Origin of the sequence: Arthrobacter sp. NPDC056493 (assembly GCF_042795115.1) — a bacterium.
Taxonomy (GTDB): Bacteria; Actinomycetota; Actinomycetes; order Actinomycetales; family Micrococcaceae; genus Arthrobacter.
Window position 1 is genome coordinate 1 of sequence record NZ_JBHTSL010000026.1, and the last position, 13,970, is coordinate 13,970.

The following is a 13,970-nucleotide window of genomic DNA, read 5'->3' on the forward strand; positions in this document are numbered from 1 at the left end:
GGACCGGTTTGTGTCCAGGGTTTTGTTTGCAGGGGCTAGGTGCTGCTGGTGGCGTCCTGCACCTCGCCCACCAGTTCCTCGATGATGTCCTCCAGGAACAGCACGCCGGTGGTGTCCCCCCGCGCGTCGAAGACCCTGGCCACGTGCGCGCCGGTGCGGCGCATGGTGGCGAGGGCATCCTCGAGTTCGCTGCCGCGGAACGTCGAGGCAAGCCGGCGGATGCGTTTCTCCGGCACGGGCCGGCTGAACTTCTCCGGTGTGGTGAGGTCCATGACATCCTTCAGGTGAAGGTAACCGGAGGGGTCGCCGTCGCCGTCGGTCAGGATGTAGCGGGAGTAACCGTGCTCGGCCACCGCCCGCTGGATGTCCGCCGGAGTTGCCGACGCCGGCAGGAGCACCATCTCAGCGATGGGAACCTCGACGTCGGCCACGGTCTTTTCCGTGAACTCGAGGGCCGCGGTGAGGGCGCCGGTATTGTCCGTCAGAACGCCCTCCCTGGTGGACTGCTCCACGATGTTGGCTACCTCGTCCAGGGTGTAGGCGCTGGTGGCCTCATCCTTTGGCTCCACCCGGAACAGCCGGAGGATGGAGTTGGCGATGCCGTTCAGGGTCCAGATCACCGGTTTGAACACGCGCGCCACCATCACCAGCGGCGGGGCAAGGATGAGCGCTGCGCGGGTGGGGACCGAGAACGAGATGTTCTTGGGGACCATCTCGCCGAGGACCACGTGCAGGAAGGTCACCAGCAGCAGCGCCGCCACGAAGGCGATGATGCCAATCGCCTCGCCGGACAGGGACGTCAGGCCCAGCGGGATCTCCAGCAGGTGGTGGATCGCCGGTTCGGAGACGTTCAGGATCACCAGCGAGCAGACGGTGATGCCGAGCTGGCTGGTGGCCAGCATGAGCGTGGCGTGCTCCATGGCCCACAGGGTGGTTTTTGCGGCCTTGCTGCCCGCCTCCGCCTTCGGCTCGATCTGTGACCGGCGGGCGGAGATGACGGCAAACTCGGCGCCGACAAAGAAGCCGTTGACCACCAGCAGAACGGCGAGCCAGATGATGCCCGGAAGGTACTCACTCATGGGTCAGCTCCTGTGTAAGGGTCTCGATGATCCTGTCGTGCGCGCTCTTGGGCGGTTCGGCCGTCTCCTCCGGCGTGAATTTCAGGCGCCCGACGTGGGCGCCTGCCACCCGCTCCACGCGGAGCGTGCCGCCGTCGATGGCCACCTCGTCGCCGAGTTCCGGGATGCGGTCCAGCCGGTCCGCGACGAACCCTGCCACGGTGTCGTAGTCCTCGCCGTCGGGAACGGCGATGCCGGTCCGGTCCAGGAGCTCATCCGGACGCAGCGAGGCGTCGAAGGTGATGGAGCGGCCGGTCCGGACCACGCCCACGCGGGCGCGGTCGTGCTCGTCCTCCAGTTCACCCACGATCTCCTCCACCAGGTCTTCCAGGGTGACGATGCCGGCCGTTCCGCCGTGCTCGTCGGAGACGATGGCCACCTGGAGGCCCTGCTTGCGGAGCAGCACCAGGAGGGAATCGACGCCCATGGATTCGGGGACCATGAGCGGTTCGATCATCAGGTCGGCGGCGAGGACGCTGGCGCGTTCCTCAAGCGCGACGGCGAAGGCCTGCTTGACGTGCAGCACGCCGAGCACGTCGTCCCGGTCCCGGCCGATGACGGGAAACCGCGAATAGCCGGTGGAGCTGGCCAGCGCGATGACCTGCTCGGCCGTGTCATCGGTGTTCACGGCGGTCATCCGCACGCGCGGGGTCAGGACGTCGGCTGCGCTGTGCTCGGAGAAGCGCAGTGTCCGGTGCAGCAGGGCAGCGTGGTCCAGGTCGAGGACGCCTTCCAGCGCGGAGCGGCGGACCAGCGAGCTCAGTTCCTCGGCGCTGCGGGCACCCGACAGTTCTTCCTTGGGCTCGATGCCGAAGGATCTGATGACCGCATTCGCAGTGTTGTTGAACAGGAGGATGACGGGCTTGAACACGGTGGTGAACAGGGCCTGGAACGGGACCACCACCTTGGCGGTGGCCAGCGGCAGTGCCAGCGCGAAGTTCTTGGGCACCAGTTCGCCGATCACCATCGAGAAGATGGTGGCGATGAAAATCGCGACGACGGCACCGACGCCGGGCACGAGGCCCTCCGGGAACCCCGCCGCCGTCAGCGGACCGCTCAGCAGCTTGCTGATGGCCGGTTCAAAGGTATACCCGGTCAGGAGGGTGGTGAGGGTGATGCCCAGCTGCGCACCTGACAGGTGCGTCGAGGTGATTTTCAGCGCTTTGATGGTGGGGGCAAGGCGTTTCTCACCCCGCGCCTGGCGCGCTTCCAGGTCGTTGCGGTCAAGATTGACCAGGGCAAACTCGGATGCGACGAAGAATCCGGTACCGACTGTCAGGATCAGGCCGATCCCGATCATGATCCAGTCATTCATTGGGGGCGCCCCTCTCCCGTGCTGACCGGCGTGCCGGTCAAATGGGTGAGGGGCCAGGGCATATGTGAAGGAGGGTCGTCCATAGTGCCCTCCACTATATCGGGTGTTTCCGTGCCGTTCTGCGGTGCCGCTTACGCTTCCGCCTGGACGCCCCTGGGGTAGGCGGCCATCAGCGCGGCGGATGCCACCCAGACAACCCCAACCGCCGCCAGGCTGAGTGCGCCGCCGAATCCGGTGGCGGAGGCGGCCAGGGCCGCGCCGCCGGCTGAGGCGCTGGCGCGGAGGCCGGCCCCGACGGTGAAGACCTGGGACCGGAGATGGGGCGGGCTCAGATGGTTGCGGAGGAACAGCATCGCGGCAGCGGTGGACGCCGTGAAGACGCCGGACAGGCCGATGGCGACGACGGTCCAGGCCGTCCCAATGTCGACGGCGGCGCCGACGGTCAGCAGGCCGGTGGCGAGGAATCCGGCCATCATGACGGCGTGCGGCCGGGCCCGTGCGGGACGGACTGTCTCGTACAGCGCCCCCAGCAGGCTGCCGACGGCGAAGGAGGTCACCACGAGCGCGCCGTCGCCCGGTGAACCGATCCGTTCAATCGAGAGGGCAATGGCGGCGATGGCCAGCCCGCCCTGGCCAAGCTGGCTCAGCGTGGAAGCGGCGGTGACCACGGCAAGGGGGCGGTGGCTGAAGATCCGGTGCAGCCCGGCCGCGACCGCCTGCCACGGTGAAACCCTGGGCGCGGAATGCGACTTCAGTCCGATGACGCTGACGCTCACGGCGCCTGCCGCGGCGGTTGCGGACAGCACCGCGAGCGCGGCTGGGGCTGGAAGGAACACGGCCATGACAGCCACGAAGGCGGGTCCCGCGACGGCTGAGACATTGTAGGAAAGGGCATCAAAGGCAAACGCCCGGCGCCCGCCGGGGATCACATCGGCGACGTAGCTGGAAAGCCCGCCCATATAGAAGGGCGAGGCCGCCCCGGCCACGGCCAGGCAGGCGAACACCACCGGCAGCGGGAGCTGGCCGAGGAGCGCGGCTGCGGCGAAAGCCATGGCCGTGAGCACTCCGGAAGCGGCCACCAGCAAAGCGGGGCGCCGGGCCCTGTCGAGAGCGGCGCCCGCCAGCGGTGCGGCGAGGACGCTCGGGCCAAGGGACACGGCCACCAGCGCACCGCCGATCCCTACATCGTGCAATTGCTGCACGGCCAGGATGGGGATCGCCACGGCGGAACCGGCCATGGCCATTCTCGGGGGTATCGAAGCCGCAAGGTATCCGGGCGCACTCATGGGCCGGCAGGGACCGCCTTTCTGGATGTGTTGCTTTGACCTTAGTCCATGCCGGCGGACGGCCTGTCTGAGAGAAAGTAGGCCCGCTAAAAGGGCAGCGGCAGCTTTGCCGTCCTGCCGCCGTCGAGCACCACGATTTCTCCGGTCAGGAAGCTGGACCGGTCGCTGGCCAGGAAGACGGCCAGATCCCCGACGTCGGCCGGGCGGCCCACGCGGCCCACGGGGTGCAGGCGGTCCAGCGCCGCACGCGCACTGGCTGCATCCGGCTGGGATTCAAGGTAGGTCGCGCTCAACTCCGAGTCGATCCACCCGGGGGCAATGGCATTGCAGCGGATGCCGTCCTTGCCCAGATCCACTGCCATGGCGCGCGTCATTCCGTGGATGCCCGCTTTGGACGCGCAGTACGCAGCGTGGAGCGGATTCGCCGAAAGCCCTTCGATGGATCCCAGGTTGACGATGCTTCCGCCGCCCCGCCGCTGCATGTGGGGCAGGGCGGCCTGGGCCAAAAACAGCGGCGCACGCAAGTTGACGGCCATCATCAGGTCCCATTCGTCCAGCCTGATGTCAGCGACGCTGCGCTCGAACATGATGCCGGCATTGTTGACCAGGATGTCGATGCCGCCAAAATGCCCTGCGGTGCGGTCGGCAGCCTCCTTGATAGCCGCGGGGTCGCCAAGGTCGGCCTGGATGCCGAGGACGCCCTGGTGGCCCAGCAACCCCTCCCCCAGTTCCCGGCGCTGAACGACGGCGACCTGCGCCCCCTCTTCCAGGTACCGGTCAACGATGCCGCGTCCGATGCCCTGGCCACCACCGGTGACCAAGGCGACTTTGCCTTCCAGCTCCACGCTTACTCCTCCAGGTCTTGGCTCGTGTGCGTGCCCGGTCTAGCGGCTCACGGTCCGGTACCGCGCGGCGTAATCAGCCAGGACGCCGCGGGTGGCGGTGGACAGCAGGGAGTAGTCCGAGGCGATGGGCATGAAGCTGTAGCCCCAGCTGATCGGTGCGGCGGACAGCTCGGGCGAACCCGAGTAGATGCCTGCCGGAACGCCGGCGTCCGCGCACCGCTGGGCGATGTCGCGCAGGATTCCGTCCGGGTCTGCGGAGATCAGGGTGTCGAAGTCAACGCCGAGGCTCAGCGAGAGATCGTAGGGTCCCACAAAGATGCCGTCGGGACCGGCCGCCAGGATGGCGTCGAGATTCTCATAGCCGGCCCGCGTCTCCACCATGAGGATGGCGAGCGGATCGTCAGCCGGAACACCGGGTGTCGGCTTGGCATACCGGGGGGACCGCCGGACCGGCCCGAAGCTGCGGCCGCCCCGCGGCGGAAAGCGGCATGCCGAGACCAGCGTGGATGCCGCTGTGCCGTCCTCGACCGTGGGAAAGATGATGCCCTGGGCACCGGCGTCGATCACCCGTCCGGCACCGCCGACGTCGTGTCCCGGCACCCGGACGATGGCCGGGACGCCGAACACGTTGGCCGCGTCAATGAGCCCGAGCAAGTCCGGGAGCTCCGGCTGCCCGTGCTGCCCGTCGATCCCGATCCAGTCGGGACCCTCCGCACAGATGAGCTCGATCGAGGCGGGGTCCTGCAGGTCGATCCAGACCCCGCGGCGCCCGTGGTCCGTGAGGTTGAGTTCGGGTGTTTTGAGAGGGCTCGGCCTGCTCGTTTCACCGGGAATCTTCATGCTTCGCTTCCTTTCTCGAAGCGGGAGGGGCTTGACGATGTGTCTCGCACCACTTTACCTTAGTGTTCAATAGATAAATACGCCGTTCAACTAATGAACGCCAAACAAGCTTGCCTCCATGACCATCTGGCACCTCGGTAACCAGCGCACCCCGCACCGAAAGGTAGAGAACCATGCCCATTAACATCCTCGAAACCGCCGACCGTATCCTTGACGCCAAGGCGAACCGGACTCCCGTCGACACCCTGATCCGCCCTGAAGACGGGCCCACCGTCGCTGACGCCTTCCGGGTTCAGGAGGAAGTGATCCGCCGCCAGGTGGCCGCCGGCGACAGCGTCGCAGGCTTCAAGCTGGGAAACATCGCCAAGGCCATGCAGGCAAAGTTCGGCGTCGATGAACCCGACTACGGGTACCTGCTCGCCAGCCAGTTCTACCCGGAAAACCTGCCCCGCTCACAGGGCGAATTCATTGAGCCTTATATCGAACTTGAGCCGGCCTTCGTCTTCAAGCGCGACGTGGGCGGCGCCAATGTGACCGTTGCCGACATCATTGCCGCCACCGACTTCGTGGTGCCGGCCCTGGAGATCATCGACTCGCGGGTCCGGGACTGGAACATCGGCATTTTCGACACGCTGGCTGACAGCGGCTCCAGTGCCGGCATTATCCTTGGCGGCCAGCCGCGGACCCTCAACGAAGTAAACCTCTCCGACACGCAAGGTGTCATCACCTTCGATGGGGAGGTCGTGGCCGAGGGAAACACCTCCGCGATCTACGGCAGCCCGATTTCCGCCCTGGTGTGGCTATGCCACCGGATCGCCGAGTACGGCATCACCCTGAAGGCCGGTCAGCTGATCCTGCCGGGCAGCTGCCTGGCCGCAGCCAGGATGGTTCCCGGCACCCGCATCACCGGCCGTTTCGAAGGGTGGGGAGAGGTCAGCTTTGACTACACCGCTGCAGGTTAGGGCTGACTAGATCAGTGGCCCACCAGCGTTTCAGTCACCTGCGCGCTGACCCTGCCGGGATTCCCTCGCAAAAGAAAGACAAAGATGTCCGAGTACCCGAGTACACAACTCCCAACAGCACCCAAGACCTCCCGCCGGCTGCGGACGGAAGACTGCATCGTCGTCGACAAGCGTGACCTTCGCAAGGCCCAGATCGGCGCCGGGGTCGGCAACTTCATCGAGTGGTACGACATCGGGATCTACGGATACCTGGCACTCACCATGACCAGCGTTTTCACCGAGGGCATGGACCAGCGGACGGGCCTGTTGGTGACGCTCCTGGGCTTCGCGGTCTCGTTCATCGTGCGGCCGCTGGGCGGCATGGTCCTGGGCCCCCTGGGGGACAGGATCGGACGCCGCAAGGTCCTCTTCTTCACGATGGCGCTGATGGCCTCGGCCACCACCATCATCGGTATGCTGCCCACCGCCGGGCAGGTGGGCCTGTGGGTGCTCGTTCCGATGTACCTGCTGAAGATGCTGCAGGGATTCTCCACCGGCGGCGAGTACTCCGGCGCCGCGACCTATGTCGCGGAGTTCTCGCCTGACCGGCACCGGGGCTTCTGGACGGCGCTGCTGAACACGGGCTCGCAGCTGGGCTTCGCGGCCGGCGCTGCCGTCGTCGCGGTCACCACCATGATCACCACCTCCGTGTGGGGCGAGACGGCAATGCTCGACGGCGGCTGGCGGATCCCGTTCCTGCTGGCCCTTCCGCTGGGTCTGCTCGCCATCTCCCTGCGCAAGCGCATCCCCGAGTCCCCGAGCTTCGAGGCGGCGCAGGAGAAAGCGGACGTGGAAAACACCAACCCGATCTTTGTCCGGCAGAACCTGGCGAACATCGTCAGGCTGTACTGGCCGCAGATCCTTGTCGGCATTGCCCTGATCGCGGCCGACGGGACTTCGTCCTACACGGTCACGAGCTACATGCCGACCTACCTGGAGACCCAGGTGGGCATGGCCACCGTGTACACGGCGGTGGCCACAGTGGTGATCCTTCTCCTCCAGGCGCTGATCGTGCCGGTGGTGGCGCGGTGGTCCGACCGGATCGGGCGCCGCCCCGTCTACGCCGTCGCCGCCGTCGGCAACCTCGTCCTGCTCCTGCCGGCGTTTGCGCTGATGCACGTCGGCGAAGTCTGGTCGCTGTACCTGGCCCTGTTCATGGTCTCGCTGCCCAGCGCGTTCTTCCTGGCCCTCACCGGTGCCGCGATGTCCGAGCTGTTCCCCACGGCTTCCCGCTACGGCGGTGTGGGCCTGACGCACAACCTGGCGATCTCGCTGTTCGGCGGCACGACGCCGCTGGTGAGCCAGATCCTCGTCGAGGTCACCGGCAACTCCTACGCACCGGCCTTCTACGTGATGTTCTTCTCCGCCGTCGCCCTCTTGGCATTGCTGAAGATGCGCGAATCAGCCGCACGCCCCCTCCTCGGGTCCGTGCCGGTTGTGGCCAGCCACGAGGAAGCAGCCGCGCTCGTCGACGGCCAGGACACCGACGAACGCATCGACACCTCCACCATGCTGCTGGCACCCGCACCAACAGTGTCGGCCAGCCACGCTTCCGCGTAGACCCCTGGTGCTTTTCCGGCTTACGGTGCGGGGCTGGTGAAGGGGATCCGCTCGAAGGACAGGACGCCGGGTGCGCCTGGCTTGGTTGTGGTGACCTTGAGCCAGTCCTTGGCATTGTCCGATCCGTCAACCGTGACCCTGGTCAGGTTCTTTGCGGCCGCGTCCTGCCCATAGAAGTCCAGCCAGGGGGAGCCCGCTTCCAGCGGGTGGTCCTGGTTGTACACGTGGCTGTCGCCGTTGATCAGGTACACCGGGCCGCCGAAGGCATTCGATTCCCGGATCAGCGTCTGGACCAGCGGCGTGAACGCGCTGTAGTTCGCCTGGGTGGGGGCGGTGACGGTCGGGTCGAACATGTCCGCCTGGGTCATGACGACGACGGCCCGGTCGTCGTTCTCGCGGGCCTTCCGGAACGTCTGGCTGAGTTCCCTGATGCCCGCGGCCGTCCGGTCCCGGACCTCCTCCGCCTGCTCGGGGGTGGGTGCGGCATTGCCGAGCCCCGACCAGGGCAGCAGGCCGTTGTTGCTGCCGGTGATGTTCACGGCGGTAATGGCGATGCCGTGCCTGCTGAAGTTCACGTTCTCGGGGAAGCCCAGCCGGTCCTGGGAGCTGATCTTCATCGGGGTTCCCAGCGTGGTGCCCGGCTTAGGGAAGAAGGTTTCGCGGACCTGGTCCAGCCGCTCGAGCGGGTTGTAGGCGCCGTTGTTCGTCCGGTGGCAGTCGGTCCATTCGTTGTCCCCGGGCGTGTAGACCAGGGGGAGGGTGAACGTGTCGAAGTTCTTCCGGATCGCGGCGAAGTACTCGTCGGTGCACTGGGTGGAGCCGCTCTTGATGTCTCCGAGGTGCGCCGCAAAGGAGAGTTCCCGGTGGGCGTTGATGTCCTGGATGTAGGAGGGGAACGCCTGGAACTCGGCGTCGCCGTAGGGTACGTCGCCGATGACGGCAAAGCTGAAGGTACCCTTCGTGGCGGCATTGTCGTTTGCGGCGAGTGCCGGCTGAGCCAGCAGTGACCCCGCCACCAGGGCCGCGCCTGCACCGGCCAGGGCACGGCGTTTGATTGATCGCATGGCTTCTCCTTGAGTCTGTCCATTGGTTTTCCCGGGACAGGCTAAGTGCCGGAAGCGAACCGCAGCCGTCCGGCAAGTGAACACGCACTCCGCTCACCCGGCGACCGTAGAATACGACCGAGGGCGGCCGGCGAGCAGGAGCGGTGATGGCGGAGACAGCAATTGAGTCGGTGACGGCCGAGCTGGCTGCGCTGGAGGATCCGAAGATGCGCGAGGCGAACCGGAAGCGCGGCGACGACCACGGCGTGAACCTGTCCGCGTTGCGCGCGGTCGCGAAGCGGCTCAAGACCCAGCACCAGCTGGCCCGTGAATTGTGGGCCACGGATGACACCGCAGCGCGCCTGCTGTCACTGCTGATCTGCCGGCCAAAGGCCTTCGAGCTGCAGGAGCTGGACACCATGCTGCGCCAGGCCCGGGCACCCAAGGTGCATGACTGGCTGGTGAACTACGTGGTGAAGAAGAGCCCGCACGCCGAGGAGCTGCGCATCACCTGGACCGGCGATCCGGACCAGGTGGTCGCGAGTGCCGGCTGGGCCCTGACCACGGAGCGGGTGGCGAAGAAGCCCGGGGGGCTCGACCTGTCCGGGCTCCTGGACACGATCGAGGCGGACATGAAGGACGCACCGGACCGCCTGCAGTGGGCGATGAACCACGCCCTGGCCCAGATCGGCATCGAGCATCCAGGCCACCGCGCCCGGGCCATCGACATCGGCGAACGGCTGGAAGTGCTCAAGGACTACCCGACCCCGCCGAACTGCACCTCGCCCTTCGCGCCAATCTGGATCAACGAGATGGTGAGCCGCCGGAGCGGAGCTTAAGGCGCGGCATTCGCCTGCCCCGGAAGACGCCGTCGTACTTGCCGGAGAATCCTGCCTCCTCCCCGGAGTTTTTGTCCAGATAATCGCCTCAAACACCCCCGCAACCCGCGACAAATGGACAAAAACTCCCCGCTCCCGGGCATCCAGGCGCGCCAAAAACCCTTGACGGCCGATATGTACCGATATATCGTTGAGTATCGCTTCGGGTTGAAGCGAGCACACTCAACGGAAGGATGATGCCATCATGAAAGGCATTCACGACCACAGCAGATTTACGGATGCCGGGCCTGAGGCGGGACGCTTCGAGCGGGGCAGGAGCCGGCGCGGACCGCACGGACACGGCAGGTTTGGCCCCGGCCGCGGATTTGGCCCGGGCTTCGGCCCCGGCGGTTCACGCCGGGCCAACAGGGGCGATGTCCGTTCCGCGATCCTGTCCCTCCTCGCGGAAGCCCCGTCCAACGGCTACGGAATCATCAAGACCATCGCCGAGAAGTCGTCCGGCGCCTGGCGGCCCAGCCCGGGATCCGTCTACCCGACGCTCCAGCAGCTCGTCGATGAGGAGCTCATTGCACCGGTGGGGGATGGCCGCCGCACCGAATTCGCGCTCACCGACCTGGGACGGGAATATGTGGCTGACCACGCCGAGGAACTGGACCGCGCCTGGAACACCAGTGCCGAGGAATCCGGACCCGCGTTCCACCAGAGCGTGGAAAAGCTCATGGGCGTCATCCACCAGTTCCGGTTCGCTGCCACCGACGAACAGCGTGCGGCCGCGATGGAAAAGATCGACGAAACCCGCCGGGCCCTCTACCAGATCCTCGCGGACTAAGGCTATTTCGCCGCGATGGCCAGGAACCGGATGGGCAGGTCCAGCAGCTCCAGCGGGCCATGCGGGCCTTCGCCGTCCAGGAGCAGGGAATCTCCGGGTTCCATCGTGTATTCGTAGGCGCCGTGGCCATAGACCATCTTCCCGGCCAGCATGTAGATGAACTCGGTGCCGGGATGCTGGAACAGCGGGAAAACGTCGGACGCGTCGGTCAGTGTCACCAGCGTTGGCTCAATGGCGTCGGTGCGCCCCTTCAGGGTCCCCAGCACCCGGTATTCGTGCCCGTGCTGGGTTCCGCTGCGCACCGTCAGGCTGCCCTGGCCGTTCCTGGTGAAGGTTGCGTCCCGGTCCGTGTCCGCGCCACGGAAAAGCGCGGTCACCGGAATTTTCAGCCCGTCCGCCAGCCGCTGGAGCGTGGTGAGGGAACAGGACGTGCTGGCGGTTTCAATCTTGGAGATCATCGCCTTGGACATGCCGGTCCGTGAGGCCAGCTCCGACGCGGAAAGCCCGTTCGCCGTCCGGTAATGGCGGACCTGGCCGGCAATGATCCGTTCCAGCTTGCCGGCCACGCCGTCGTGGGTATTCTCCGCGGCCATGTCCCTCGCTTCGCCAGCCTGATCCGTCATCAAGCCATCATAGGCGGAGCCTGCAGACCGGATCCGAGCACCCTGGCAGTTCCCAGCAGCCCCGCAAGGGCATCCGCCAGCGCCTCCGCACCCGCCTCGGCGTCGGCATCCTCCACCAGTTCCTCGGGCGAGTGCGAGATCCCGGTCGGATTCCGTACGAACAGCATGGCCGTGGGAATGTGCCCGGCCAGCACACCGGCGTCGTGGCCGGCCCCGGTGTCCAGGACCGGCGCCTCCGGAAGTATCACCTGAAGCTGGTCCCGCAGGCCGGCGTCGAAGTGCACCGTTGGACTCAGGGATTCGACGCCGAACGTCACCGTGCAGTTTTCCTCCGCCGCCATCACCTGGGCGTTGAGGTGGATGGATTCCACCAAGGCAGCGGTGACCCCGTCACGCGGATGCCGGACGTCGATCCACAGGTCCACCCGGGAGGCGATGACGTTGGTGCCGCCGGGAACGGGCTGGAGCCGGCCCACGGTCGCCCGCGCATCCCGGTACTTCGCGGCGGTGTCCCGAATGCCGATCATGATCCTGGCCGCGGCAATCATGGGGTCCCTGCGGTCCTTCATGAGGGTGGTTCCGGCGTGGTTTCCCTGGCCGTGCACTGACAGCTTCCACCGGCCGTGGCCCAGGATCGAGGAACCGATGGCCACCGGCCGGCCGAGGTCGGCAAGCCCCCTCCCCTGCTCGACGTGCAGCTCCACAAACATGCCCAGCTGGCTGAGGGCCCTGTGGTCGGCGCCGATGAACCGGGGGTCCTGGCCGTTCGCAGCGGCGACGTCGGCGTACGTGTTGCCGTCCGCGTCCTTCAGGTTGCGGGCCTTGTTCGGATCCAGCGCGCCGGTGAGCAGCCGTGACCCCAGGCAGGCGACGCCGAACCGGGAGCCCTCTTCCTCCGGGAAGACGGCAATGGCCAGCGGCCGCCGGGGACGGAACCCGCGGCTCTTCAGGAGGTCGACGGCGACGAGCGCGGACGCAACGCCCAGCGGCCCGTCGTACTCGCCGCCGCCGGGCACCGAGTCCAGGTGGCTGCCGGTAACGACGGCGTCCCGGCGGGTGCCTGTTGCCGTGTCCCACCAGGCCCAGATGACGCCGTTCCCGTCAGTATGGACATCCAGCCCGCGCCGTTCGGCCTGCTCCGCGAACCAGCTCCGGAGCTCGGTTTCTGCGGAAGAGAAGACCGGCCTGGAGAAGCCGCCGCGGCGGGAGTCAGCACCGACGTCGGAAATGTCCCGCAGAAGAGCGGCTACGGATGCCGTGGCGGTCCCGGCCGGGCCGGCGCCCGCCGGCACATACTCTGAGGTCTCTGCCATCAGCCGGCTCCGGGGATCCAGCTGGTGCCGGCCAGCGGAACGCGTGCCATGGCCGACGCCTCGATGGTGAGGGCCACCAGGTCCTCCGGTTCGAGGTTGCGCAGGTGCGACTTTCCGCACGCCCGGGCGATGGTCTGGGCTTCCATGGTCAGGACGCGGAGGTAGTTGGCCAGGCGCCGTCCGCCGGCGATGGGGTCCAGCCTGGACGAGAGCTCCGGGTCCTGGGTGGTGATTCCGGCGGGATCCCTGCCGTCCTGGAAGTCGTCGTAGAAGCCTGCCGCCGATCCCATGGCGGCGTATTCGGCGGCGTACCGGGGATCGTTGTCGCCCAGCGCAATCAGGGCTGCCGTGCCGATGGCCACCGCGTCGGCACCGAGGGCCATGGCCTTGGCCACGTCGGCTCCGGTGCGGATACCGCCGGAGACGATGAGCTGGACCTTGCGGTGCAGGCCGAGCTCTTGCAGTGCCTGCACGGCCTGCGGAATGGCAGCCAGCGTGGGGATGCCGACGTTTTCGATGAAGACCTGCTGCGTCGCGGCGGTGCCACCCTGCATGCCATCGACGACGACGACGTCGGCTCCGGCCTTCACGGCCAGGGCGGTGTCGTAGTAGGGCCGGGACGCGCCGATCTTGACATAGATCGGCGTCTTCCCGTCCGTGATCTCGCGCAGTTCGCCGATTTTGATCTCCAGGTCGTCAGGTCCGGTCCAGTCCGGGTGGCGGCTGGCGGAGCGCTGGTCGATGCCGACCGGCAGGGTGCGCATCCCGGCCACACGCTCGGTGATTTTCTGGCCGAGCAGCATGCCGCCGCCGCCGGGCTTGGCGCCCTGGCCGAGGACCACTTCGATCGCATCGGCCTTCCGGAGGTCGTCCGGGTTCATGCCGTAGCGCGATGGCAGGTACTGGTACACGAGGTGCTTGGACTGCCCGCGCTCTTCGGGGGTCATGCCGCCGTCGCCCGTTGTGGTGGAGGTGCCCACCTCACTGGCGCCGCGCCCCAGCGCCTCCTTGGCGTTGGCGGACAGTGCGCCAAAGCTCATCCCGGCGATGGTCACAGGCGTCTCCAGGTGCAGCGGCTTGCTCGCGTGACGGTCGCCGAGGACGACGTCGGTATCGCACTTTTCGCGGTAGCCCTCCAGCGGGTAGCGGGACATGGAAGCGCCGAGGAAGAGCAGGTCATCGAAGTGCGGGACCTTGCGCTTGGCTCCCCAGCCGCGGATGTCGTAGACGCCGGTGGCGGCGGCCCGCTGGATGTCGGCGATGGTGGCGCGGTCGAACGTGGCTGATTCGCGCAGGCCCAGTTCTTCGACCTGCCGTGCGGGGAGGGCCGGGGCGCCCAGGGAGGTGATGGTCATGGC

Annotated in this window: 13 protein-coding genes; 4 read left to right on the forward strand and 9 right to left on the reverse strand. The window is 67.1% G+C overall.

All coding sequences use genetic code 11. The features are described 5' to 3' along the window. Positions 1-35 precede the first annotated feature (35 nt). From ACFQ50_RS12160 to ACFQ50_RS12180, 5 genes are all read right to left on the reverse strand, one after another. Positions 36-1,079, reverse strand: a complete 1,044-nt coding sequence (locus ACFQ50_RS12160; RefSeq protein ID WP_377995793.1) for a hemolysin family protein — start codon at positions 1,077-1,079, stop codon at positions 36-38. Next, on the reverse strand, positions 1,072-2,433 hold the full coding sequence (locus ACFQ50_RS12165; protein WP_377995794.1) for a hemolysin family protein: 1,362 nt from the start codon (positions 2,431-2,433) through the stop codon (positions 1,072-1,074). The genes ACFQ50_RS12160 and ACFQ50_RS12165 overlap by 8 nt, the downstream gene beginning before the upstream one ends. A gap of 131 nt (positions 2,434-2,564) precedes the next feature. Beyond that, entirely contained in the window at positions 2,565-3,671 is a 1,107-nt protein-coding gene (locus ACFQ50_RS12170) for an MFS transporter (protein ID WP_377995795.1), read from the reverse strand. A 134-nt stretch (positions 3,672-3,805) separates the two neighbouring features. Beyond that, positions 3,806-4,564 (reverse strand): SDR family NAD(P)-dependent oxidoreductase, encoded by a 759-nt coding sequence (locus ACFQ50_RS12175; protein WP_377995796.1) that lies wholly within the window; start codon positions 4,562-4,564, stop codon positions 3,806-3,808. A gap of 39 nt (positions 4,565-4,603) precedes the next feature. Next, the gene (locus ACFQ50_RS12180; protein ID WP_377995797.1) at positions 4,604-5,404 is read right to left on the reverse strand and encodes an HpcH/HpaI aldolase/citrate lyase family protein; all 801 of its coding nucleotides are present in this window, start codon (positions 5,402-5,404) and stop codon (positions 4,604-4,606) included. Positions 5,405-5,577: 173 nt separating this feature from the next. On the opposite strand from ACFQ50_RS12180, the gene ACFQ50_RS12185 reads away from it, so the two are divergent. Both ACFQ50_RS12185 and ACFQ50_RS12190 read left to right on the forward strand, forming a co-directional pair. After that, positions 5,578-6,366 (forward strand): 2-keto-4-pentenoate hydratase, encoded by a 789-nt coding sequence (locus ACFQ50_RS12185; RefSeq protein WP_377995798.1) that lies wholly within the window; start codon positions 5,578-5,580, stop codon positions 6,364-6,366. Positions 6,367-6,450: 84 nt separating this feature from the next. Further along, positions 6,451-7,965: an MFS transporter gene (locus tag ACFQ50_RS12190; RefSeq protein WP_377995799.1), complete on the forward strand. Its 1,515-nt coding sequence runs from the start codon at positions 6,451-6,453 to the stop codon at positions 7,963-7,965. Between the two features lie 20 nt (positions 7,966-7,985). Here ACFQ50_RS12190 and ACFQ50_RS12195 read toward each other — a convergent pair whose 3' ends face one another. Continuing rightward, on the reverse strand, positions 7,986-9,029 hold the full coding sequence (locus tag ACFQ50_RS12195) for a hypothetical protein (protein ID WP_377995800.1): 1,044 nt from the start codon (positions 9,027-9,029) through the stop codon (positions 7,986-7,988). Positions 9,030-9,175: 146 nt separating this feature from the next. On the opposite strand from ACFQ50_RS12195, the gene ACFQ50_RS12200 reads away from it, so the two are divergent. Beyond that, on the forward strand, positions 9,176-9,847 hold the full coding sequence (locus ACFQ50_RS12200) for a DNA alkylation repair protein (RefSeq protein WP_377995801.1): 672 nt from the start codon (positions 9,176-9,178) through the stop codon (positions 9,845-9,847). Positions 9,848-10,091: 244 nt separating this feature from the next. Then, complete coding sequence (locus ACFQ50_RS12205; protein WP_377995802.1) at positions 10,092-10,676, forward strand: PadR family transcriptional regulator; 585 nt, start codon at positions 10,092-10,094, stop codon at positions 10,674-10,676. Positions 10,677-10,678: 2 nt separating this feature from the next. On the opposite strand, the gene ACFQ50_RS12210 is transcribed toward ACFQ50_RS12205, so the two are convergent. Genes ACFQ50_RS12210 through ACFQ50_RS12220 form a run of 3 tightly spaced genes read right to left on the reverse strand, consistent with a single transcriptional unit; the run spans position 10,679 to position 13,967 of the window. Next, the gene (locus ACFQ50_RS12210; protein ID WP_377995803.1) at positions 10,679-11,299 is read right to left on the reverse strand and encodes a helix-turn-helix domain-containing protein; all 621 of its coding nucleotides are present in this window, start codon (positions 11,297-11,299) and stop codon (positions 10,679-10,681) included. Next, positions 11,299-12,612 carry an allantoate amidohydrolase gene (locus tag ACFQ50_RS12215; RefSeq protein WP_377995804.1) on the reverse strand — a complete coding sequence of 438 codons (1,314 nt, stop codon included), beginning with the start codon at positions 12,610-12,612 and terminating at the stop codon, positions 11,299-11,301. The genes ACFQ50_RS12210 and ACFQ50_RS12215 overlap by 1 nt, the downstream gene beginning before the upstream one ends. Continuing rightward, entirely contained in the window at positions 12,612-13,967 is a 1,356-nt protein-coding gene (locus ACFQ50_RS12220) for an FMN-binding glutamate synthase family protein (RefSeq protein ID WP_377995805.1), read from the reverse strand. The genes ACFQ50_RS12215 and ACFQ50_RS12220 overlap by 1 nt, the downstream gene beginning before the upstream one ends. Positions 13,968-13,970: the final 3 nt, after the last annotated feature.